At 35.3% G+C, this 24863-nt stretch carries 22 protein-coding genes, 1 pseudogene and 1 riboswitch; of the genes and pseudogenes, 8 read left to right on the forward strand and 15 right to left on the reverse strand.

The features are described from left to right. Window positions 1-250: 250 nt before the first annotated feature. From lysS to pth, 12 genes are all read right to left on the reverse strand, one after another. Complete coding sequence (gene lysS / locus VSF34_RS09525) at window positions 251-1714, reverse strand: lysine--tRNA ligase (protein WP_326718068.1); 1464 nt, start codon at window positions 1712-1714, stop codon at window positions 251-253. A gap of 128 nt (window positions 1715-1842) precedes the next feature. After that, the gene (dusB, locus tag VSF34_RS09530) at window positions 1843-2832 is read right to left on the reverse strand and encodes a tRNA dihydrouridine synthase DusB (RefSeq protein WP_326717060.1); all 990 of its coding nucleotides are present in this window, start codon (window positions 2830-2832) and stop codon (window positions 1843-1845) included. A 12-nt stretch (window positions 2833-2844) separates the two neighbouring features. Further along, window positions 2845-3741 carry an Hsp33 family molecular chaperone HslO gene (gene hslO / locus VSF34_RS09535; RefSeq protein ID WP_326717061.1) on the reverse strand — a complete coding sequence of 299 codons (897 nt, stop codon included), beginning with the start codon at window positions 3739-3741 and terminating at the stop codon, window positions 2845-2847. Window positions 3742-3838: 97 nt separating this feature from the next. Further along, window positions 3839-5947 (reverse strand): ATP-dependent zinc metalloprotease FtsH, encoded by a 2109-nt coding sequence (ftsH, locus tag VSF34_RS09540; RefSeq protein WP_326717062.1) that lies wholly within the window; start codon window positions 5945-5947, stop codon window positions 3839-3841. Window positions 5948-6026: 79 nt separating this feature from the next. Further along, window positions 6027-6572, reverse strand: coding sequence for a hypoxanthine phosphoribosyltransferase (hpt, locus tag VSF34_RS09545; RefSeq protein WP_326717063.1), 546 nt, complete (start codon window positions 6570-6572; stop codon window positions 6027-6029). An 18-nt stretch (window positions 6573-6590) separates the two neighbouring features. Further along, window positions 6591-7982, reverse strand: coding sequence for a tRNA lysidine(34) synthetase TilS (gene tilS / locus VSF34_RS09550; protein ID WP_326717064.1), 1392 nt, complete (start codon window positions 7980-7982; stop codon window positions 6591-6593). 90 nt (window positions 7983-8072) lie between these two features. Next, window positions 8073-8573 carry a S1 domain-containing RNA-binding protein gene (locus VSF34_RS09555; RefSeq protein WP_326717065.1) on the reverse strand — a complete coding sequence of 167 codons (501 nt, stop codon included), beginning with the start codon at window positions 8571-8573 and terminating at the stop codon, window positions 8073-8075. Window positions 8574-8625: 52 nt separating this feature from the next. Further along, entirely contained in the window at window positions 8626-9069 is a 444-nt protein-coding gene (locus tag VSF34_RS09560; RefSeq protein ID WP_326717066.1) for an FtsB family cell division protein, read from the reverse strand. Window positions 9070-9089: 20 nt separating this feature from the next. Further along, window positions 9090-9362: an RNA-binding S4 domain-containing protein gene (locus tag VSF34_RS09565; RefSeq protein ID WP_326717067.1), complete on the reverse strand. Its 273-nt coding sequence runs from the start codon at window positions 9360-9362 to the stop codon at window positions 9090-9092. Window positions 9363-9364: 2 nt separating this feature from the next. Next, window positions 9365-10954 carry a putative polysaccharide biosynthesis protein gene (locus VSF34_RS09570; RefSeq protein WP_326717068.1) on the reverse strand — a complete coding sequence of 530 codons (1590 nt, stop codon included), beginning with the start codon at window positions 10952-10954 and terminating at the stop codon, window positions 9365-9367. Further along, window positions 10947-14495, reverse strand: a complete 3549-nt coding sequence (mfd, locus tag VSF34_RS09575; RefSeq protein ID WP_370659256.1) for a transcription-repair coupling factor — start codon at window positions 14493-14495, stop codon at window positions 10947-10949. The genes VSF34_RS09570 and mfd overlap by 8 nt, the downstream gene beginning before the upstream one ends. A gap of 13 nt (window positions 14496-14508) precedes the next feature. Beyond that, window positions 14509-15078, reverse strand: a complete 570-nt coding sequence (pth, locus tag VSF34_RS09580) for an aminoacyl-tRNA hydrolase (protein WP_326717069.1) — start codon at window positions 15076-15078, stop codon at window positions 14509-14511. 202 nt (window positions 15079-15280) lie between these two features. Between pth and VSF34_RS09585 the strand changes: the two genes are divergently transcribed. The 6 genes from VSF34_RS09585 (at window position 15281) to VSF34_RS09610 (ending at window position 20578) form a co-directional block, all read left to right on the forward strand. Further along, the gene (locus VSF34_RS09585) at window positions 15281-16045 is read left to right on the forward strand and encodes a lantibiotic protection ABC transporter ATP-binding subunit (protein ID WP_326717070.1); all 765 of its coding nucleotides are present in this window, start codon (window positions 15281-15283) and stop codon (window positions 16043-16045) included. Between the two features lie 83 nt (window positions 16046-16128). Further along, a complete protein-coding gene (locus VSF34_RS09590) occupies window positions 16129-16749 on the forward strand; it encodes a hypothetical protein (protein ID WP_326717071.1) in 621 nt (206 codons plus the stop codon). Then, window positions 16683-17357 (forward strand): sensor histidine kinase, encoded by a 675-nt coding sequence (locus tag VSF34_RS09595; protein WP_326717072.1) that lies wholly within the window; start codon window positions 16683-16685, stop codon window positions 17355-17357. The genes VSF34_RS09590 and VSF34_RS09595 overlap by 67 nt, the downstream gene beginning before the upstream one ends. 76 nt (window positions 17358-17433) lie before the next feature. Beyond that, complete coding sequence (locus VSF34_RS09600; RefSeq protein WP_326717073.1) at window positions 17434-18393, forward strand: L-lactate dehydrogenase; 960 nt, start codon at window positions 17434-17436, stop codon at window positions 18391-18393. A 116-nt stretch (window positions 18394-18509) separates the two neighbouring features. Beyond that, on the forward strand, window positions 18510-19880 hold the full coding sequence (locus VSF34_RS09605) for a L,D-transpeptidase family protein (protein ID WP_326717074.1): 1371 nt from the start codon (window positions 18510-18512) through the stop codon (window positions 19878-19880). 122 nt (window positions 19881-20002) lie between these two features. Beyond that, window positions 20003-20578: a helix-turn-helix domain-containing protein gene (locus tag VSF34_RS09610; protein WP_326717075.1), complete on the forward strand. Its 576-nt coding sequence runs from the start codon at window positions 20003-20005 to the stop codon at window positions 20576-20578. A 31-nt stretch (window positions 20579-20609) separates the two neighbouring features. Here the strand turns inward: VSF34_RS09610 and VSF34_RS09615 are convergent, their stop codons facing one another. Together VSF34_RS09615 and VSF34_RS09620 are read right to left on the reverse strand one after the other, a co-directional pair. Continuing rightward, entirely contained in the window at window positions 20610-20870 is a 261-nt protein-coding gene (locus VSF34_RS09615; RefSeq protein ID WP_326717076.1) for a chorismate mutase, read from the reverse strand. 11 nt (window positions 20871-20881) lie between these two features. Further along, window positions 20882-21567: pseudogene (locus VSF34_RS09620) on the reverse strand (NAD-dependent protein deacylase). 161 nt (window positions 21568-21728) lie between these two features. Further along, a riboswitch (Lysine riboswitch) is annotated at window positions 21729-21903 on the forward strand. A gap of 80 nt (window positions 21904-21983) precedes the next feature. Between VSF34_RS09620 and VSF34_RS09630 the strand changes: the two are divergent. Both VSF34_RS09630 and VSF34_RS09635 read left to right on the forward strand, forming a co-directional pair. Then, window positions 21984-23579, forward strand: a complete 1596-nt coding sequence (locus VSF34_RS09630) for an ABC transporter permease subunit (RefSeq protein WP_326717079.1) — start codon at window positions 21984-21986, stop codon at window positions 23577-23579. Further along, a complete protein-coding gene (locus VSF34_RS09635; protein ID WP_326717080.1) occupies window positions 23576-24313 on the forward strand; it encodes an amino acid ABC transporter ATP-binding protein in 738 nt (245 codons plus the stop codon). The genes VSF34_RS09630 and VSF34_RS09635 overlap by 4 nt, the downstream gene beginning before the upstream one ends. A 68-nt stretch (window positions 24314-24381) precedes the next feature. On the opposite strand, the gene VSF34_RS09640 is transcribed toward VSF34_RS09635, so the two are convergent. Next, window positions 24382-24696 carry a nucleoside triphosphate pyrophosphohydrolase family protein gene (locus tag VSF34_RS09640; RefSeq protein ID WP_326717081.1) on the reverse strand — a complete coding sequence of 105 codons (315 nt, stop codon included), beginning with the start codon at window positions 24694-24696 and terminating at the stop codon, window positions 24382-24384. Between the last annotated feature and the right edge of the window lie 167 nt (window positions 24697-24863).

Raw genomic sequence — 24863 nt, forward strand, 5'->3', positions numbered from 1 at the left:
ATTAACTTAATAATTCGTCTGTTTGTCTTAAGGACATGTATAAATATAACAGGATATATCTATTTCGTCAAACCTTTTTTTCAACCGGTTTTCATGCCTTTTTCATATTGTTTTCGTCATTTAAGTTCGCTTTTTGTACAGTTTTTTTTAGACACGCCTGAAAATCATGATATTTTTCCGAATTAAACGAACTAAGCAACTAATTACTCCTAAAAAAATAAAAAAAAATGAAGAAAAAATCTTCATTTTTTTATCTCATAGTTGGGAAAAGTAAGACATCTCTTATTGTTTGAGAGTTTGTTAGTAGCATAACTAAACGGTCAATCCCTATTCCAAGTCCACCTGTTGGAGGCATACCATACTCTAGCGCTTCAATAAAGTCCTCATCTATGTCATGAGCTTCATCATTTCCTAAATCTTTTTCTTTCATTTGTGACTCAAATCTTTCACGTTGATCAATCGGGTCATTTAATTCTGTAAAAGCATTGCCGTATTCATTACCTACAATAAACACTTCAAAGCGATCTGTAAATCTTGGGTCTTTAGCATTTTTCTTAGCTAATGGTGAGATTGATACTGGATGACCATAAATGAAAGTCGGTTGAATTAATGTTTCTTCAACAAACATTTCAAAGAACTCATTAATCACATGACCGTAATCCATATGATCTTCAATTGGTACATTATGCTCTTTAGCAATGACTCTTGCTTCTTCATCAGTTGTTACATTCCAGAAATCTACACCTGATACTTCTTTAATCGCGTCAACCATATGAATTCTCTTCCATGGGCCTTCTAAGTTAACATCATACTCGCCATATTTAATCTGTTGTGTACCAAGTACACGCTCAGCTACAGTTGTGATGATACCTTCTGTTAAATTCATAATATCTTCATAGTCAGTGTAAGCAGTATACACTTCTAACATAGTGAACTCCGGGTTATGAGTAGCATCTATTCCTTCATTACGGAACACACGACCAATTTCATAAACTTTTTCCATGCCACCTACAATTAAACGTTTCAAATGTAGCTCTAGAGCAATACGTAAATATAAATCAATATCTAAAGCATTGTGGTGTGTGATAAACGGACGGGCTGCTGCTCCTCCTGCCATGTTATGTAGAGTTGGTGTTTCCACTTCCAAATAACCATGCTCATTTAAGTAATTGCGGACTTCTCGGATAATTTCACTACGTTTAACAAACTTATCAAAACTATCACGATTACTTACTAAATCTAAATAACGCTGACGGTATTTTTGTTCCACATTGGTTAAACCATGATATTTATCTGGTAGTGGGCGTAAGGCTTTTGTTAAGAATGTTAACTGTGTTGGTTTAATAGTAATCTCACCAACATTTGTTTTCATTACCTCACCAGTTACCCCGATAAAGTCACCTAAATCAGCTTGCTCAAACAAAGCGTACTCCTCATCACCAATCGCATCTTTACGAACGTATATTTGTACTTGTCCTTCTCTATCTTGTAAATGAGCAAAGCCAACTTTACCTTTACCACGCTTTGTCATCATACGACCAGCAATAGTAACAATAACCTTCATCTCTTGTAGCTCTTCTTTAGTTTTATCATTGTATAATTCATGTAACTCTTTTGAATTAGTTGTACGCTCAAAACGCGTGCCAAATGGATCCATTCCAGCAGCTTGTAATTCTGCCATTTTCTCTCTTCTGACAATTAGTTGATCATTCATCTCTTGATGATCGATTTTATCTTTAGACACTTAACTTCCTCCTATTAACTATTAATTATTCTACTCACCTTTATAATGCCATAAAACACAAAAAAAAGGCAAGTCCATTTGCCTTTTCTTTCTATAAATTAACCAACTAAACCTTTTGCTTTTAAGTTAGCCACATACTCATCTAAAATAAGGTTCATCTCACTTTGAGTTTGAGCTTTGTTAATCGCAACTTTAGTCTTAGCTGCTCTTGGTGCTCCTTTTAAATAATAAGCAGCATGTTGACGAAATTCTAAGCAAGCTATCTTTTCACCCTTTAATTTAACTAAACGGTCTAAATGTAATTTTGCTGTGTCAATTTTCACCTCTGGACTAGGTTCATCCACCAGTTCCCCTGTCTCTAGATAATGCTTCGTTCTATAAATCATCCACGGGTTACCTAGAGCAGCTCGTCCAATCATGACCCCGTCACACCCAACGTAATCTAGCATGCGTTTTGCATCCTCAGGGGTTTTCACATCGCCATTACCCATAAATGGAATAGTTAGTGCCTGGTTAACTTGTCTTAAAACATCCCAATCAGCTTTTCCTTCATACATTTGCATTCTTGTTCTACCATGCATCGCCACCGCACTAGCTCCTGCACTTTCTGCAGCTAAAGCATTTTCAACAGCATAAACATGATCTGCATCCCAACCAATACGTTGTTTTACAGTAATAGGTTTTTTAACAGCACTAGAGACAGCAGCAACGATGTCATAAACTTTATTGGGGTCAAGAAGCCATCTAGCACCAGCTTCAGCTTTAATTATTTTATTAACTGGACATCCCATATTAATATCAATAATATCAGCTGTCGTATTTTCTTCTACAAATTTAGCAGCCTCAACTAAAATATCTATGTCACTACCAAATATTTGCAAACTTAACGGGTGCTCACCTTCTTCAATATGCAACATATCTAATGTCTTTTTATTACGCTGCTTAATACCTTTGTCACTAATCATCTCGCACACTACAAGTCCTGCACCAAATTCTTTGACTGTCATACGAAAAGCTGAGTTACTGATACCAGCCATAGGAGCTACAACAACACGATTGGAAACCTCAACGTCACCTATTTTCCACATGTCACCAGCCTCCTAGCTAATTGCTTCATCTCTTAAGTCTTGTAATTCTTCTGGTGTATAGAAATATTTTTCTCCGCAGAAATGACAAACAGCTTCAGCACCTTCATCTTCTTCAATCATTTGAGTCAACTCATCTACACCTAATGTCATCATCGCTGCAGAGAAACGTTCTTTCGAACAATTACAGTAAAACTCTACTGGCATCGTTTCTAAAATCTCTACATTTTCTTTACCTAATAGACGATATAGAATCTCTTCTGGTGTTTCACCTTTATCTAATAAATTAGATACTTGAGGAATTTGGGCCAAACGTGTTTCAATTTCAACAAGTGTTTCTTCTGAAGCATTAGGCATCACTTGAATCATAAATCCACCAGCTGCTTTTACCGCATCATTGTTTTCATTATCGACTAATACACTTAAACCAACAGCTGAAGGTACTTGTTCAGAATTAGCTAAGTAATAGGTAAAATCTTCTGCCAATTCACCTGAAACTAAAGGTACTTGTCCTGTAAATGGCTCTCTTAAACCTAAGTCTTTCACAACACTTAAAGTACCATTTAATCCCACTGCTCCACTGACATCAATTTTGCCTTTTTCATTAGCAGGTAAGTTAACTTGAGGGTTTTGAATGTACCCTTTAACATGGCCCTTAGCATCAGCATCTGCTACAATCGCCCCAACTGGTCCATCTCCTTGAATTTTAACCGTTAATGTTTCTTCATTTTTGTGCATTGAGCCAAGCATTAAAGCCCCTGTTAATGTACGACCTAGAGCTGCTGTTGAAGCTCGCCATGTATCGTGTCTTTCTTGTGCTTCCCTAACAATACCTGTTGTACGTGTCGCCATAGCACGAATTTCACCATTAAAACATAATGCTTTTACTAAATAATCTGTATTTTTCGTCATCTATTTTTCGCCTACCTTTATTATTTTTTCCAATAGAAAAGTGGGTATACTTTTCGTATATCCCACTTATCATAACGTATTTAATTAAATCTTAACACTATTTTTGCTCAGAATTATCTTCTTGAACTTCTTTTTCGTCCTCTTTAATCGCTTCATCAATTTCTTTATCTTCTTCTTTATAAAACTCTTTAGCATGCTCTTCGTCTTCTTTTTCAGAGTGTTCTCTCTCAGCATCTTTACGAGCTAATTCTTTTTTCACTTCTTCAAAAGAGCCATCTTTCTCACTTGGATACTCATCTGGATTATCTGTCTCAGGCATTTTACCTTCTTCAAATAATGATTTGATTTGTTTGGCATCTAATGTTTCATATTTAAGCAATGAATCAGCAATCAATTTATGTTGATCACGGTGAGCTTCAATAATCTCAACAGCTCTTTCATGAGCACGAACTAAGATATTACGAACTTCCTCATCAATTTGATAAGCTACTTGATCAGAAAATGGTTTAGACTGTCCATAATCACGACCAACAAAGACTTGATGGTTCCCTTCATATTGAACAGGACCTAAGGCATCACTCATTCCGTACTCTGTTACCATTGAACGAGCTAAGCGAGTAGCTTGTTCAAAGTCATTGCTTGCTCCAGTTGATTTTTCACCAAAGATAATCTCTTCAGCAACACGTCCACCTAAAAGACCAACAATTTGTTCAAACATTTCATTTTGAGTCATTAAGAAACGATCTTCTCTAGGTAGGGCAATCATATACCCTCCGGCACGTCCACGAGGAATAATCGTTACTTTATGGACAATACGTGCATCACTTAATACTAAACCACAAATCGTATGACCTGCTTCATGATAAGCAACGATGTCACGTTCTTTTTTACTAATTGCACGGTCTTTTTTAGCAGGACCGGCAATCACTCTATCTTGAGCTTCATCAATATCTGATGCATCAATTTTCTTTTTATTTCGTCTAGCAGCAACAAGCGCTGCTTCATTTAAGACGTTTTCAAGGTCAGCACCGGCAAAACCTGGTGTTTGTTGAGCGACAACTTTTAAATCAACATCATGCGCTAATGGTTTATTACGAGCATGGACACGTAAAATTTGTTCACGACCTTTAACATCTGGCACACCAACTAATACTTGTCTGTCAAAACGACCTGGACGAAGTAGAGCAGGATCTAAAACATCAGAACGGTTTGTTGCGGCAATCACGATAACACCCTCGTTACCACCAAAACCATCCATCTCAACAAGTAACTGGTTTAAAGTTTGTTCACGCTCATCGTGTCCACCACCCATACCAGCACCACGCTGACGACCAACTGCATCAATCTCATCAATAAAGATAATCGCTGGAGCAGACTTTTTAGCTGTTTCAAACAAGTCACGTACACGACTTGCCCCAACACCTACAAACATCTCTACAAAATCAGAACCTGAAATTGAGTAGAACGGTACACCTGCTTCACCTGCAACAGCTTTAGCAAGTAATGTTTTACCCGTTCCTGGAGGTCCTTCAAGTAAGACACCCGCTGGAATTCTAGCCCCTAACTCCACAAAGCGACGTGGGTCTTTTAAGAATTCTACCACTTCAACTAACTCTTGTTTCTCTTCCTCAGCACCAGCCACATCAGAGAACCTGACAGTGATTGTCTTCTTATCTGCCTCTTTTGTTTTAGATTTTCCAAAGTTCATCACACCACGGCCATTACCACCGCCTTGTCCACCTTGTCCCATCATCATATAAAATAGGAATACCATTAAAATGATTGGTAGGAAACTAAACAATAAGGATACCCAAATACCATTACTCGATTGTTCTTTAACAACAATCTTAGCACCAGAGTCCTTGGCTGCTTCAGTAATTGTGTCAATCGTTGAGTCATTAGGTAACACAGAGGTTGTAAAGCGTTTTGATTTTACTTTTGTTTGACCAAAAACTGGTAATCCACCTGTATCTGTGACTTTTTGATCATCGTGATATTCACCAGTTATCTTATACACACCATTAGATGGTTGCACTGAGAACTCTTTGACTTGTTTTTCTTCTAAGTTTTTATAAAATGTTGAATAGTTTATATTGGGAGACTGGTCACTGCCTTGTCCGAAGAAGAAGTATACGATTGTGATCATTGATAGAAACACAATTATATAATACAGCGAATTACGCATCCCTGAATTCTTTTTATTCATACATGTCCTCCTTCTCTATATTAAATTTTCAAATTAAATCAATGGTAATAACCCATTATAACATTAAGGGTTAAAAAAATTAAGCATTTTCATATATTTCAGGTTTAAGTACACCGATATATGGTAGATTACGGTAATCTTCTGCATAATCTAATCCATAACCAACTACAAATTCGTTCGGTACGTCAAAGCCTACATAATCAGCTGACATGTCTACAACACGACCTTCTGGCTTATCTAACATAGTAACAATTTTAACAGAAGCTGCTTTTCTATGCTTTAACATCTCAACTAAATATTTCAATGTACGTCCACTATCAATAATGTCTTCGACTAATAAAATATGTCGGCCTTCAACGTTTGTACTTAAGTCTTTTAAAATACGAACTTCTCCTGAAGAGACTGTAGCATTTCCATAACTGGACACATCCATAAAGTCCATTTCCATATGAATATCCATAGCACGAACTAAATCAGAAAGAAAAGGTACTGCCCCTTTTAATACACCGACTACTAATGGGTATTTGTCTTTATAATCCTGACTAATTGTATGACCTAAAGCACTCACTCGCTCATGAATCTCTTCTTGTGAATAAAATGTTTTTTCGATATCGTTTTCTAGCATTGGTTTCTCCTTCCAAACTTACTCGTCTTTTTTCTTAAAATAGACAAGCTTATATTGTATTTTATCAGTTTCCCTAGGAATACTCAAATAAGATTTTCGAAAAGGTAACACCCATAAGACATTACTTTTTTCGTCTAGTACAATCCAACTTTCTTGACGCTTTTTCACGGGTATTTTTTCATCAATAAAAAAACGTGATACCTTTTTTGTCTGACCTTGTTGATTATATACGAATTTATCACCATCTTCACGTTTTCTGATCTGAATACGATGGTTTTTTGTATGTTGATACTCTATTTTTTCCTCTATCCAAGTATCATCGAATTCCGGGATTATCATACTCCTCTCATCAAAAAGCCCAATCCACTCTGTTTCTGATAAATAATCACCCTGATTGACTGTCAAAAATATTGGGGTATATAAAAGAGGAAACACCTCTTTTTTCATAATTTTAAATTTTTGATAATTTTTTTCCCCCACCCACTCTTGGCCTAAATCAATCTGCTTAAATGAAGCAAGATTTTTCATTGTCGATAGTAGTAACTCTTTTTTTAAATACCCAATCAAGACTCCTGTTTTATGATGAAATACTTGGCAAACTAAGTCATTTAGTTGGGATTGTAAAGCAGGTGACAATTGATAAAATTCATTTAAATCTATGAGCCACTCCTCATCGCTTTCTTTCACACAAGTTTGATAAACAGGTCTCATTAATTCATCTAAAGCCTCTTTCTGACATAGGGCTTCTTTAGATAAACGAGATAGACCATCACTAAATTGAGGGTTTTCTTCCTCTAGTAAAGGTAAAATAGTGTGTCTTATTCTATTTCTAAAATAAGTGGTCTGCTGATTAGTCACATCTTCCATAAAAGGGATATCATAAGTTTTAGCTAAAGCATAGAGGTTTTGCTTATTTAGATGAAGTAAGGGTCTGATTAATAGACCATCACCAAATTCACGAGTCTCAATAATCCCACCTAAAGATTCTAGCTGACTTCCTTGAATCAGACGCATTAAGATTGTCTCCACATGATCACCTTGGTGATGTGCAGTTAATAACACAGTACTTTTAGTCTCTCTCATAACTTTTTCAAAGAAATTATATCTAAATTCTCTCGCTAAAGCTTCGACTGAATGAGTCAAATTTGGACCATCATGCCACTTTACACCCGTAAAACCTACCCCGTGCTCAGCACAAAATACACGGACAAATACCTCTTCAGCATCTGACTCTCTTCTTAATTGGTGATTTATATGAGCAACTGTGATTCTTGGCCGCTCTTTTTTAGGTAAAGATAATAATATACTTAATAACACCATAGAATCCACTCCACCAGACACACCTATAACAAGACGAGTTTGATGCGTCCAGTTATATTTTTCAAGCCATGATTCGGCTATTTTGTTCATCCTATCACTTCCTTAACTAAAAAATTCAAATAGTTGAGCTGAAAATAAAATAAGAGGCTACCTTTTAGGTCAGCCTCTTATTTTATTTCATTAATTACGACGTCCGCCACGTCCACCGCGTTTACCTTCAGTGCTACGTTTTAGTGTACTTAGTCGATCATCACTATCTTTCAAGAAATTTGTCATCAAATTGTCAAAACTCTCTTTTTTCTGTACAGGTGCTTGTGTTGTACGTGATTGACGATTTCGGTCATTACCACGATTACCTCGGTCAAAACCTTTGTTACCACGATCAGATTGATAATTACTTGATGAGCGTTTGAAGTCTTTGCGGCCACTTTCTTTAGGGCGTTCTTCTTCGTTAACGCGCTTGATTGATAAGCCGATTTTACCATCGTCACCAATACTCATCACTTTAACTTCTGTATCATCCCCAACTTTTAATACATCGTTGATATCTTTAACAAAACTATTTGATACTTCACTAATATGAACTAACCCAGTTTTTCCTTCACCTAAATCAACAAATGCTCCAAAATTAGTGATACCTGAAATTTTACCTGGTAACTTTGCCCCTACTTCGATTGACATAAAAAAATTTTTCCTCCTTGAACCTTTTAAATATATTTTTATTTTTAACTATCTAATTTTTCTTGGTACCATTTAATTCAGGTACACTATACACTTGCTCGTCTTCTTTTGAATAAAAGTACTTCGCACGTGCAATTTTTTCAACATATTCTTTATCATTTAATAAAGTCACTTCATCAGTTAAATCTTTCTTTTGCACCTTAGCGGCTTCAAATTCTTGTTTAACTTCTTGTTTAGTGTCTTGTAATTTCAAAAGATGTTGTCCGTTACGAAATAGGCTAACTCCCATGAATGTGAACAAAGCAAAAGCTACAATAAACATAATCGTTAAGCGACGACGTCTAAAAATAATCTGTTTTTGTTGACGTTTAGTTTTTTCTAAGCCAGACGGTGTCTGTTCTTCGCGATTTTCAATCGCAATAATTTTTTGTTTGTCTTTCATTCCACGATGGACTCCCATTCTTTTTCTATGAACACCATCATTATACCAACTCATTGTGGGCTTGTCTAATACAATTACGGAGTTTCTGCGCTATCAACACGTTTTTCACTCAAGATTTCATATAAATCTTTTGCTTCATCTTTTTTCGTTGTGTCTCTTAGCTCTGTCACTTTTACTTCTAATATTTTATTTCCAAACATAATCGTAATAATATCTCCTGCTTTAACATCAGTTGATGATTTGGCTAGCTTATTATTAACTTGAATACGCCCCTTATCTGCTACTTCTTTTGCCACAGATCTTCTTTTAATAATACGCGACACTTTTAAATATTTATCTAAACGCATAATTATCCCTCTTTCTTATAAAACTTATTTATAATCTTATGTCCAAATGGTAACATATTCCACTCATCTTCGTTAAATATTTTACACTTAATTAGGCAAAGTAAATATAATATAAAACCGATAACAACACCAAGTAAGGTGATCATTAAAGATAATAGACGGTGAGTATCAGTTCTTAGCACGTAACTCACACCAACACGATAAAGCAAGATCCCAAATACCATCACTAGAATACTACCTGTTAATTTCAGTAAAAAGACACGCCCCACTTGTAATTTCTCTTTCCCCCGGTTTAAAAAGTGATGCAAAATAATTAGACAGCCAACTAAACTCAGCAAGGTACTAAAACTTGAACCAACTGTTCCAAAATAAAATGTTAGGACAGGTGTCAACACCATCTTTAATAATAAACCAAATAAAGCAGCTAACAACTGATATTTTACTCTATTTTGACTTTGGTAGATCGTTTGATAAGTTTGAATCATGGAGACTAAAGTAACAGATAAAACAAATAAAGATAGCGTTAAACTTCCTTGATTATCACTAAACAGGGTTGTATTAATAAAAGGCATAAGTAACGACAACCCCACTCCAGCTGCTAAAGCAATGGTTAATGAGACCCTAATATAGGAAGTTACTGTTTGATAATAAGCACTTTTTTCTCTATTTGAAAAATAATGAGTTAATGTTGGCATAAAGGTAGCTGTCATGGAGACTGCTACGACTAAACCAAGTTGAACTAAGGGTTGGCCTCTATCAAATACCCCTTTAGCAATTTTTGCTGCCAAATCTGGCATGCCTTGATAAACTAAATATTTTTTGACAGTAAATGAATCAATTAACTGAAATACTACTAAGTAGGCACTAAACAAACATAAAGTACCACCTTCAATGATCATCCGTTTTAATAAATCAGGTTGTGTCAGCTTAGGACGAGTAAGTACTTGGGAGAAACTTATTTGTTTTCTAACATAATAAAGTAAAACAAAAGATGCACAAAAACCACCAATAATCGCTCCACTCGTTGCCATACTTCCAACTTGGTAGACTGTTAAAGATTTAGTCGTAAACAAATACCCACCAAATAAAATCACCGTCACCCGAATACCTTGTTCAACTAATTGAGAGGTAGCTGTTGGTATCATGTTTAATTCACCTTGAAAATAACCTCTAGTTGTTGAGAGGAAGGGAACAAATAAAAAGACAATAGACACCACTTGAATCAACGGCGTCAATTGTACATCCCCCATTAACATCGCCACTTGTTTAGCTCCAAAAAATAATAGAGCAAATAAACTAATAGAAAAAACACTTAAATACCAAAAAAATTGTTTTAATACATCTAGTTTCTCACCTGGTAAGGTTTCACTAGCTAATAATTTTGACAAATAAATGGGCATACCAGATAAAGCCAAAGTCATGGCTATTCCGTATATAGGGTAGACTTGTTGATAAACATAAAACCCTTCATCACCAACAAGATTTTGAAAAGGGACTCGGTAGATAGCACTTAAGAGTTTCACTATAAAAGAAGTCGCTGTTAAAATCATCGTTCCCTTTAATAATTTTTTCTCCATCTGTAACTTATTCATGAGGTGTTTCCTCTTTAGTAAGCTTTGTGTAACGCTCTTGTCTTAAGGAAAAAATAAACTCTGATACTTCATGTAGCCATGTTCCCACATTCATTTGTTTTGGTACAGTCAATACCACAGACAATCCATCATCAGTATTTATAGAAGCTTTTAAGTTTGTCGCAGATAAAGCTCTAAAAATTTGCTCCATGGTGTAAGTAGATTGACCTTGTTTACTTAAATCAATGATCAACTTATCTTGGACACAGTGAATTTTTTCAACTAAAGCATAATCAGCATTAGCCTTAATTAAACCAACTGTTAAGAGATTTGCTACCTCATCAGGGTACTCACCGAAACGATCAATCAAGTCCTCATCAATTTCATCATGCATCTCTTGTGTCTCAATTTGACGAATCCGTTTATAAATCTCAATTTTTTGACGCTCATCTTCAATGTAGTCAACTGGAATATAAGCATCAATACCTAAATCAATCTCTGCTACTGTCTTAGCATCTTGTTGTTTGATGCCTTGTTTGCGTTTAACGGCTTCTGTTAGCATATGTGTATACATATCAAAACCAACTGAATCAATAAAGCCGTGTTGCTGAGCTCCGAGTAAATTACCAGCACCACGAATGGATAAATCTCGCATAGCAATTTTAAATCCAGAGCCTAATTCTGTAAAATCTTTAATCGCTTGGAGTCGCTTCTCGCTCACTTCGTTTAACACCTTCATTGGTTCATACATGAAATAAGCATAGGCAATCCGGTTACTACGACCAACCCTACCTCGTAATTGATACAACTGAGACAAGCCCATATGATCTGCATTTTCTACAAATAAGGTATTGACATTAGGAATATCTACTCCTGTTTCAATAATCGTTGTTGTCACTAAAATATCATACTCACCATTGATGAATTCAAGTAAGACATTCTCTAGCTGGACTTCTGTCATCTGACCATGGGCATAAGACACTCTAGCATCTGGAATCAGAGCTTTCAATTCGTCTACCTTTTGTTCAATCGTATCTACCCTATTATGTAAATAAAAAATTTGGCCTCCCCGAGCAATCTCCCTTTCACTCGCTTCACGAATAGCTCCTGGATTTTTTTCCATCACATAAGTTTGTACAGGATAACGGTTAGCTGGCGGGGTTTCAATGACGGATAAGTCTCTTACTCCTAGCATAGACATATGTAAGGTTCTTGGAATGGGAGTTGCAGTTAGCGTTAGTACATCGACTTGAGAGCGTAGTTGTTTTAGTCGTTCTTTATGTTTGACACCAAAACGTTGTTCCTCATCAATAATTAGTAAACCTAAATCCATAAAGACCACATCTTTTGATAAAATACGGTGTGTTCCAACCACAATATCAATTTGTCCTTTTTTAAGTCCTTCTAAAGTCTCTTCTTGTTGCTTCTTCGTTCTAAAACGACTTAACACCCCCACGTTTACAGGAAAGTTTTTAAACCGGTCTACCATTGTTTCATAATGCTGTTGAGCTAAAATGGTTGTTGGAACTAAAAAGGCTACTTGCTTACCATCTCTAACAGCTTTAAAAGCTGCCCTAATAGCTACCTCCGTTTTACCATATCCGACATCTCCAACTAGCAATCTATCCATTGGACGATCTTTTTCCATGTCTTTTTTCAACTCTTGAATACTTCTTAGTTGATCGTCTGTCTCTGAATAAGGAAATGAGTCCTCAAATTCTTGCTGATAATCATCATCTACTGAGAAGGCATATCCTTTTTCTGCCTCACGCTCAGCGTATAATTGGATCAAATCATCTGCAATGTCTTCAACTTTTGCTGATACTTTTTGTTTTGTTTTAGTCCACTCTGATCCACCTAATTTATTAATTCGTGGTGTCTTTGATTCTGAGGCGACATATTTTTGAATCAGGTCAAGTTGTGTCACGGGAATAAATAATTTATCATTATTTTGATATAAAATCGTCATATAATCTTGGTGAACACCACCACTAAGTAAGGTTTCCATTCCAATATACTTACCAATACCATGATTTTCATGAACCACGTAATCTCCAGGACTTAGCTCATTGTAGCTTTTCAGTCTTTCAGCGTTTGAGATAGTTTGTTTTCTGGCTTTACGTTTGCTTTTTGTATGTAGAATTTCTTTTTCTAAAATAACAACTAGCCCGTCACTAGGCAATTCAAACCCTGACTCTAAAGAACCTACTTGAATTTGCGTGCGCCCAGTAATCAAAGTATTGGTATCATTAACAACAACAGGAATCCCCTCATCAATAAACAAACTCTCAATTTTACGAGTTCGGTGCTCATCTTCAACTAAGATTAATACCGTAGCACCTTGCTTAATCCAACGAGTTATTTCAACTTTAAGTAAAGGAAGTTGTCCGAAAAATTGTTGCATCCCACGATACTCAAAAGGATGAATACTTTGAAACTTTAAATTTCCCATACCTTTTTGAAAAAGAGAAAAGTAAGTTTTGTGTTGGGGAGCTTTTTTTAGTATTTGTCTAAAATCCCCACCTAAAGTTAAATCAGCTAAAATTTGATTTTCAACTAATTTTCCTGTCAACCATTCCCCTTCTTCTCTTAGTAACTCCCGCTCGGATTCCATCATTCGGCTATAATCATCAATCAGTAGGATATCTCTTTCAGACAAATAATCTGTTATAAAATGTTTATCTTGATAAAACAAATCCATATATTGAGGTAAATCATCAGTCCTCTCACCTGCTTGCCACTGTGAAATAGTATAGTCCCTATAAGCTTGTAAGTGATCCTTCTCTTCTCCAGGGCTCATACCATTAATGATATCTGTCAACTTAATATCAATTATCTCTGATCCTGTTGAGAGTTCACTTTGAGTTAAAATTTGATCAGTAGCAGGTGGTATAACAATACCTTTAACCGTATCTTTTGAGCGCTGTGTCTCCACGTCAAAAAGACGAATTGAATCTATTTCATCGTCAAATAAATCAATTCGGACTGGGTATTCATTTGTCAGTGGGTATATATCAATAATACTTCCCCTTATACTAAACTCTCCTGGTTTACCGATTTTTTGCTCTCTTTGATATCCAAGAAAGACGAGCTTCTCTGGTAACTTGGCTACCTCTATCGTCTCTCCCGTTTCTAGAGACAATAGGCTATCTTGCCACAACTTAGGAGAGGGTAAAAATCTTCTGAAACCTGCTAGAGGTAAGACTAATACCCCTGGCTCTTTGTTTGATAAAAACATCAAACTATCAATTCTATCAGCAATCGCCTCAGGTGAGGAGAATGATAACTCGACTGCTGCTACTTCATCTACAGGAAAAAAATGTAGATAATCTTCTTCGACAATTTTTTGTAAATCATCGATCACTTTATTGGCATAATACAAATTTGGAGTCACAATAATGGTTTTATGACCTCTTTGTAATGTTGTTGCCATGACAATACTTTTAGCTGATCCTGAAAGACCAGTTATTAGTTGTGATTTATCTGTGTCTAGCTTTTCTAACCAAGATATAACACTCTTATCTTGATTAACTCTTTTGACTAATCCTTGATTGAGGTACACGTCTCATCCCTCCTTACTTCTTACTATTGAAGTGAGTCATTGTGTCTACAAAATCATGACCACTCGCCCAGTAAAGACTCGCTTTGCTAGCTTCTTGAGTTGCATTAAGCATATCATCGTGAGTACTTTTAGGAAAATCACTTAACACATGAGTCACCACTTCCACACCTTTTCTTGGTCTATCAATTCCAATACGAATTCGGTTAAAATCTTTTGTTCCCAGGTGAGCTATCAGACTCTTAATACCATTATGCCCACCAGCACTACCTTGAGCACGCAAGCGAATACGCCCTACAGGTAAATCTAGGTCATCATAAATAACTAAAATATCTTCTATTTTAACGTTATAATACTTCATTAAAGGTGCTACTGAACGCCCTGATTCATTCATAAAAGTTTGTGGTTTAACTAGTAATACTTTTTCTCCATTACAAAAAAACTCAGCTGTTTCTGCCTCAAATTGTGTTTTATTAAATTTAATTTTTTCTTGATAAGCAATTTCATCCAAAGTAATAAAGCCAATATTATGCTTTGTAGCACGGTATTTTGCTCCAGGGTTTCCTAGGCCAATAATTAATTTCATCTATATACACTCCTGTATGATTATTTCTTCAAACTATCTATAAACAGTTTTATTTTTCCTATTGTATCATACCTCACGTCACTAGCCAGTTCCTAGATCTAAGCCTTTTAGTAACTATTTTTATTTTGATCAGGTATTCTGATAAATTTCTGATAATTATTTCTTATACTCTATGTAACAACTAAGACATGGAGGTCATCTTATGACAAATTATATTATCACAACAAGTAACTTAACCAAAGTATATCACGGAACACCTGCCGTCAATGATTTGAACTTAGCAATTCCAAAAAATAAAGTTTACGGCTTACTAGGAGCTAATGGAGCTGGCAAATCTACCACACTAAAAATGCTAACAGGGATTATCCGCCCGACTTCTGGTGAGATTTTCTTTCAAGGAAAACCTTGGAGGCGCGAAGACTTATTAAGTATTGGGGCTCTGATTGAAAACCCACCACTATACCCTCAGTTATCAGCCTATGATAATTTACTAGTTCGAACTACGGCTTTAGAAATTGATAAATCTAGAATTTCAGAAGTATTACAAATAGTTAACCTAACTGATACTAAACATAAAAAGGTGAAGCATTTTTCTCTAGGAATGAAACAACGACTTGGGATTGCCTTAGCACTAATTAACGAGCCTTCCCTACTTATCTTAGATGAGCCAGCAAATGGCTTAGATCCTCTAGGTATTCAAGAATTACGTGAATTAATTAAATCCTTTAAAAATCAAGGGATTACCGTTATCATCTCTAGTCATATTTTGTCTGAAATCGAGCAAATAGCCGATCATATCGGCATTATTGCCGGTGGTAAATTAGGCTATGACGGCAATTCAAATGAAACAGTAATTACAGAACATATTAAAAATATTCGACAAAAAATTAGGGGCTATCATCTAGACCCAATAGAAACCGTTTGGGGGATTGGTTACCGTTGGAAAAAAGAAAATCAATTAGTCTAAATCGCTATATTATCAGTCTATTAATTAAAATTACTTTAGGTATTATGATTATTTTGTTCGTATCAATTACAATCATGTTTATCATGTTATCTACAAATGTTTTAAGCCCAGCTAATACGGGGGAAATTGAAGCAGCTACAGATATAAAAGACATTAAGGAACAACACACACTGCCTCCAAACCTTAATCCTCAATTTTATGAGTATATTCACTTTAATAAAAACAAGACTGTTTTAGATTCTTCACTAGGTGAAAGACAGATTGAGCATGTATTAAAAAAATACAATGATAATCAAAAAAATTACCAAAATGGTATGTTTCTACCTCTAAAAAATGAAGAGGTTATTTTGATTACTTGGGGATATAAAACACAATTGACTAATCCTATATTAAGAACAATTATCCCACACCCAGGTCTTGTGATGCTGTTTGGAACTTTAATAACTTTATTGGTGTTTTTAGTCTTATTCATCCATCACTCAAACAAAAAAATTCAACAACAAGTGGCTTTAATCAAAATTGCTAGCCAAGATTTAGCTACACCTATTTCCACTGAAACGAGAATCAAGAAATTTAATACTTCCTTGCATGCTATGGAGGAATTACGACAATCATTAAAAAGTTCTCTATCAAAAGAATGGAACACACAAGAACAGCGAAAAAAGATATCGCCTCACTATCTCACGATATTAAAACACCTTTAACAGCCATTTTAAGTAACACTGAATTATTATTAGAAGATGACATCACATTAGAGCAACAAGACTTACTTAGAGGCATATACCATGCAGCTATTAGAACCAAATCATATGTAGATGTCTTACAAAAAACTAATCAAGAAGAAGATTTCAACCAAGAAAAAATTGACATAACCTTACAACAAATTGTCGAAGACGTTAACCAGTCCCTATCCCCTCTAGTTTACTCTAAAGAAATTACCCTGAATTATAATTACCATCCACAAAAAACGGTTAAATGTTTTGATTCTCTTTTAACAAGAGCACTAATTAATATTGGGGAGAATGCAATCAGACATACTTCCTTAGGGATGGTTTCTTTTACTATTACTCAAGATAATAATCAAACAACCTTCACCGTTAGCGATGAAGGCGTTGGTTTTTCAAAAGAAGCACTAACTCATGCTACTAATATGTTTTGGCAACAAGATAAAAGTCGAAACCAACATTACGGTATTGGCTTAGCTTTTGTCAGCCATGTAGCCAACCTTCACCGTGGCTCTTTAAAATTAAGTAATACAAACACAGGAGCCTGTGTATCACTTGTGATACCTAATACGGATCAAAAACTGTAGAAGTGAGCAGTCTAACATACTTTTCTTACCTATGGTGGTATACTGAATTCATACAAACAAAAAAGGAGTGCATATTATGGTAGGAACAGATCATCAAAAAATCATCGTTATTGGAAATGGTGCTGTTGGATCAAGCTACACCTTTGCTCTTGTAACTCAAAATATCGCCCAAGAAATCGGGATTATTGATATTAACGTAGATAAGGCTCAAGGAGATGCTCTTGATCTATCTCACGCATTAGCCTTTACTTCACCAAAAAAGATTTATGCTGCAACCTATAATGACTGTCATGATGCAGATATTGTTGTTATCACTGCAGGGGCTGCTCAAAAACCTGGTGAAACAAGACTTGACCTGGTCAATAAAAATCTAAAAATCTTTAAAAATATCGTTGATAATGTGGTAGCCTCTGGGTTTAATGGTATATTCTTAATTGCTACTAATCCAGTAGATATTCTAACTTATGCCACATGGAAATTTTCAGGGTTTCCACATCATAAAGTAATAGGCAGTGGAACGTCCCTTGATTCAGCTAGATTTAGACAAACCATTGCTGAACTTGTAGGGGTTGATGCTAGAAATGTCCATGGTTACATTTTAGGTGAGCACGGGGACACTGAGTTTCCTGTTTGGTCTCATGCTAACATTGCAGGCCTTCAAATTTATGAATGGGTCAAAGATCACCCAGAAATTGATGAGGAGGAGTTAGTTAACATCTTTTTCAAAGTTAGAGATGCAGCCTATACAATCATTGATAAAAAAGGCGCAACTTTCTACGGAATTGCCGTGTCACTTGCTAGAATCACTAAGGCTATCTTAAACGATGAAAATGCTGTTTTGCCTTTATCTATTTACTTAGATGGTCAATATGATTTAGATGATATTTATATCGGAGCTCCAGCTGTCATTAATCGTCAAGGAGTTAACCAAGTCATTGAAATCCCACTAACAGATGCCGAACAAGAAAAGTTTGCTTATTCTGCCAACAGACTAAAAGATATTATGCAAGATGCTTTTGATGAGTTTAATAATTAGAAAAAAGAGAATGTTCATCTCTTTTTTTGCGTAAAATATATCTAAATAAGAATGTTGTGTTTAGATTAAGGTTATGTTACAATTTTGTTACAATTTTAGAAAAAAGGAGTTATTCAATGAAAAAAAGAGTATGGCTTAACTTATCTTTAGCCATTTTGCTTGTCATTGTTGCCGTTTATTCTTACCAAGCGATTAAATACCAACAAAAATTTTTAAAAAATACAACAATCGGTCAAATTAATGTTGGTGATTTAACCAAGCAAGAAGCTGATAAAAAGTTAGAAAAAGAGCTACATCAAGATAATTTTGAAATCAAAGATAAAGAAACTACTTGGAAATCTATTCCAAAAAAAGCACTTGGTATTGAGTATGACACAACGTCAACAGTAGATCATGCAATGGCTAAACAAAATCCATGGTTGTGGTTTATGTCCTATGTATCAAAACCCTCAGATGTTCCTGTTGAGTTGACTAGTTACAATGAAAAAGATGTTGCCAAACAAACAGATATCATCAAAAAGGAATTAACTGAACTTAATAAAAAACGCACACAGACTAAGAGTGCCTATATTGAACATGTTGATGGTGAATTTAAAATTCATGATGAAGTCCAAGGTGATAATATCAATATTGATGCTTTTATAAAATCCTTAGATAAGGATATAAAATCAGGTATTATGACTATTCAGCTTAACGACTACTTACAAAAACCAGAAGTTGTTGCCAGTAACCCTGAGTTAAACCAAGAATTAGAAGCCATTAATAAAATTTCAAAAATTAATGCCTCTTATACCATTAATGGTGAGGAAGTTGTCATTCCTCAAGAGACTATCGCTTCATGGGTCACAACAGAAGATGGGAATGCTGCACTTAAGCAAGACTTAGTTCGTGCTTATGTCGAAGATTTGGGTGCCACATATAACACAAGTACTAACGAAACATCATTTAAAAGTACTAAACGCGGGGAAGTAAACGTCCCAGCTGGAGCTTATAGTTGGACAATTGCAACAGATTCAGAAACAGAACAATTAACTGAGTTGATTTTAGCTGGGGAAGATTTCAGTGGTCGTGTCCCAGCCTTTCAAGGAAGTGCTTCTCCTGCCAATCAGCTACTCTCAGATACTTATATTGAGGTTGATTTAGAGGCACAACACATGTGGTATTACAAGGATGGTAAAGTGGCACTTGAAACGCCGGTTATCACAGGAAAACCAAGTACACCGACACCTCCTGGAGTTTTCTATGTTTGGAATAAAGCTAGAAATGAAATATTGCGTGGGGAAGATTATGCTAGTCCTGTTGATTACTGGATGCCAGTAGATTGGACTGGAGTAGGAATTCACGACTCCCCTTGGCAAAGTGCCTCAGCTTATGGCGGTGATTCATTTAAAACAGTAGGATCTCATGGCTGTATTAATACACCACCTGATGTTTGTGGTAAATTATTTGATATGATTGACACTGGTGTACCTGTTGTTATTTTCTAAATTAAAAAAACACATAAATCTGTTTAGATTTATGTGTTTTTTAATACAACACTTATAGTATTAAAAGTTGAGATTTAATGATAAGATAGACTTAATAATAAAGTGAAAAGAGTGAGCCTATCATGTTAACCGTTCAAGAAGCTTTTGAGCAATTACTTGCTGATCATGTCATGACAAATATTGAAACACTTCGCCGGTGGTTAAGAGCTGGTAAAATCCCTGGTGCCAGTATTCAATCTAAAAAAGAAGGTTGGAGAATTCCCCAAGAGAGTATTACCAACATCATTCAAGAAAAAAAAGAAGCTAATAACCAAACAGATTATAAAAAAGGTTATCAAGAAGGTTATGAAAAAGCTGTAAATATCTATCGTAAAAAAACAAAAGAATTAATTTTAAAAGGGATTTATGAAAAAGAGATTACAATTTACCGCACTGAATTTAGGAATCTAGTCACACCTAATATCTCTACTGATAGCCAACAAGACTTTCTACTATTTTCAGATGACTTTTTATTTCAATTTGGGGTAAGACGCCCACGTATCAGCTTAGTCTGTACCTACTTAGATGATTGGGTCTATTTTCCAACTGAGGATATTCTATTTGATTTAGCTAATCAAGATAGAAAAGATGAGTCACTTGATGACATCATCTTAGCTACCTTAATGACTTATCTCACACAAGAATTTAAAAACCGATAAAAATAGATCTATTTTATAATACCTAACTTACCTATTTATTAGCTCTTTGGTAAGATTTAGAGATCATCATCATTGCTTGAAAAGTTTCTACGATAGCTTGTTCGTATTCTTTCATCCCTACTTCCTGACGTACTTTTTCTAGTACTTCATCTTCTCTTTGACAATCTAAAATAGAAATACCTTCTGCTTGTTTGATTTTTTTGATATCACTAACACACTTATAACGCCTCTCTAGTAGAGCCACAATTTTTTTATCAATATCATCAATCATCCCACGCTTTTCACTTAACATACATCCACTCCTTATAACTGGTTAAAAAATATTTCTGCTGCTTTATCAACTAATGTATGTTGCTCACTTAGCTTAATGGCATCCTTATTAACCACAATGATTTGACTATTTGGATTTCTATATTGAATTAAACCGCTAAAAGGATAGACTTGAAAACTTGTCCCCACAATACAGACCACTTCAGCTGCTTCAAGAGCTTTTATACTTTTGTAAATATTTCCTTCATCTAGTCCTTCTTCATATAACACAACGTCAGGACGAATAATCCCACCACATTGATCATGATACATACTCACCGTATACTCTTTAGCGCTCACTGGTTGCTGACATTTTTGACAGTAGCAATCATATAGGCTCCCATGAAACGGAATTACTTTCGTACTGCCAGCTTTCATATGAAGATCATCAATGTTTTGTGTAATAATCGTGATATCCTTATCTTCTTCTAACACCGCCATTTTTTATGTATCACGTTTGGTTGGGCATCTTCATGATATAATTCTTTGACAAAATCATAAAACTTTTCAGGTTCTCTTTTTAAACATGTGTGACTTAGTAAATACTCTGGATTTTTTATTCCCTGATACACACCTAGCATAGACCGGTAATCTGGAATACCGGAAGGAACTGATACACCTGCACCTGTCATAAATACAATCCGCTTTGCCTGCTTCAATATGTCTAATGCTTCTTCCATATTATCCACTTCCTTTCTTCCATTGTATCATCTTTTAATTATAAAATCTTTTGAGCAAAAAAAGCAGTTTAGGAAATAAACTGATTTCTTTCAATATTTTTCATGACTTTTAAAACATTATATGTTATAGTATTCATCATATAAGAAAAACAACTAAATAGAATAAATCTAGAGGTTGCAATTATCATTAACATTGGCCGAGTATGAGGATACTTTGACTCCAATCGTAGGGATAATTGCCGAAATATGAAACAGGTCCTCACCTTTTTCGTATTGGGATTATAGTTAAGAGCTATAAGACTGTCTCAGTTATGACTGAGGTGAGCTATGATTTGATGACTTGATATACATCATTTTAAAAAGCAACCTCATATATGAGGTTGCTTTTTTATTTCATAAAAAAAGGAGAAATTATTATGCAAGAAAGATCATTACGACAGATACACCTATTGACAGCACTTTTATTATTTTTATTAACAACATTATTAGTTACACCAACATCTTTAGCTGAAGATGACAATACTTTTGTAGTAGGTATGGAAGCAGGCTATCCCCCATTTAACTGGACTCAACAAGATGACAGCTTTGAAACTGCCAAGATTCAGGGAGGAAACGAATATGCTGGTGGGTATGATGTTGAGATTGCTAAGAAAATTGCTGATGGTTTAGGCAAAGAACTAGTTATCTTCAAAACAACATGGGATGGACTGGCTCCTGCTGTGACATCTGGGAAAGTAGATGCCATTATTGCCGGTATGTCTCCAACTGAAGAACGTAAAAAAACCATTGATTTCACTGATTTTTATTACACATCTAACTTAGTCATCTTAGTTAAAAAAGATGGGGCTTTTGCCGATGCACAAAATTTAGAGGACTTTAAAGGGGCTAAGATTACCGCTCAATTAAATACCTTACATTATGATATGATCGATCAAATCAACGGCGTTAATAAACAAACTGCCATGGATGACTTCCCTGCTATGCGTGTGGCTTTAGAGTCAGGAAAAATTGATGGTTATGTTACTGAAAAACCTGAAGGAATTACAGCTGAGCAACTAAATCCTAACTTTAAAATGATCGATTTTAAAGATGGGCAAGGATTTGAGACAACTCCAGAAGATACTGCTTTAGCTATTGGAATGAAAAAAGGCAATCCTCAAATAGAACAAGTTAATGAAATACTAGCTGGTATTAGTGAAGCTGAAAGAGATAACTTGATGGATATTGCGATTAGCCGCCAGCCAGATGGTGATACTAATGAGGTTTGGGTAATCAAAATTGTCAAAGAAAACTGGCAAATGTTCTTAAGAGGGGCAGGTGTGACACTTTTAATCTCACTCGTTGGAACTATTGTTGGAACATTTATCGGTCTAGGTATTGGATTATTTAGAACCATACCAAAAGCTACAAAAAGTATCAATCGTATTTTATATAACATTGTCAATGCCCTTTTCTCAATCTATATTGAAATTTTTAGAGGAACACCAATGATCGTTCAAGCTATGGTCATTTACTACGGATCATCTCAAGCTTTTGGCGTAGATTTAAATCCATTAGGAGCTGCCCTATTTATTGTATCCATTAATACTGGGGCATACATGACAGAGATTGTTCGTGGAGGAATTTTCTCTGTTGATAAAGGGCAATTTGAGGCAGCTTCTGCTATTGGGATGACGCACTGGCAAACGATGACAAATGTCGTGATTCCACAAGTCTTTAGAAACATATTGCCTGCTATGGGGAATGAGTTTGTTATTAATATCAAAGATACTTCAGTCTTAAATGTTATTGCTGTAACCGAGTTATACTTCCAAGCTAAAACTGTTGCCGGTAGTAACTTCAGATTCTTTGATACGTTCTTTGTCGTTTGTGTCATCTACTTTGTTATGACATTTACCGTGACACGTATACTACGTTACTTGGAAAGAAAAATGGATGGTACACGTCACTACGCACCATATGCTAATCAACTACAAACACCAATTCTAGAAAGAGAAGGGGAAGAAAAATGAGTTCTTTAATCGAAATTAAACATTTACAAAAAAGTTACGGTGACAAGGAAGTCTTAAAAGATATCGATGCTAATATTGATAAAGGTGAAATCGTCACAATCATTGGCCCTTCAGGTTCTGGTAAATCGACTCTTCTACGTTGCATCAACTTACTTGAAACACCAACTGGAGGAGAAATTTTGTACAATGGTGACAATATTGTCGCACCAGGCTATAATTTACCTAAATTTCGTACTCATGTCGGGATGGTGTTTCAACAATTCAATTTGTTTGAAAATCATGACGTACTAAGTAATTGTATGGTAGGTCAAATGAAAGTCTTAAACCGCTCAAAAGAAGAAGCAGAACGTATTGCCATTGAAAACTTAGATAAAGTAGGGATGAAAGATTTTGCCTATGCTAAACCAACCCAGTTATCTGGTGGTCAAAAACAGCGTGTGGCTATTGCTCGTGCTATCTCCATGGATCCTGAGGTAATGCTATTTGATGAGCCGACTTCAGCTCTTGATCCTGAAATGGTTGGTGAAGTACTTAAAATCATGCGACAGTTAACAGAAACTGGCTTAACAATGGTCATTGTGACACACGAGATGAAATTTGCAGAAGAAGTATCTGATAGAGTTATCTTTATGGATAAAGGCGTGGTCGCTGAAGAAGCACCTCCTGAAGTACTATTTAATCACCCTAAAGAAGCCCGAACAAAAGAATTTTTACAACGTATTTTGGATAATTAAACATTTCTATTATACTAGCCTAGAAACTAAAAAGCGCCCAGAGTTAACTCTGGGCGCTTTTTAGTTTCTCATATCTTATTAATCTTTAAGTTTCTTAGCATAACCATATCATTATAAATATATTTTCTTCCCATATTTATCTCAATTTTCCACTTTATTGCTTTATCTAAATCAATATTCAATATTTCTGATAAACCTAATAAATAGCCATATCTGCTAACTCCCTTAGCTAATTTCTTAAGCTCATTTTTCTTATAGATTTCAAAAGCTTCAGATACTTCTCCGTAAAGTAGTAAAAATTCTTTCTCAATATTAATTGTATTAAAATTTTTTTGAATTTTATTTTGAAAAACTAATATTTGACAATCACTCAGCTTACTCATCATGAAAACTCCTTTTTATTGTAATTTATCATAGAAATGACATAAAACCATGACTGCCTTTCACTATTCCATTGCTATGACAACGATATGCCACTACTCCTGAAAAACTATATTTATCCACAACCCTGTCAGCTAAACTTCCTTGACGAACAGAATATGAATTGTGG

The sequence above is a fragment of the Vagococcus jeotgali genome, from assembly GCF_035918315.1.
In the GTDB taxonomy this organism is placed as follows: domain Bacteria; phylum Bacillota; class Bacilli; order Lactobacillales; family Vagococcaceae; genus Vagococcus; species Vagococcus jeotgali.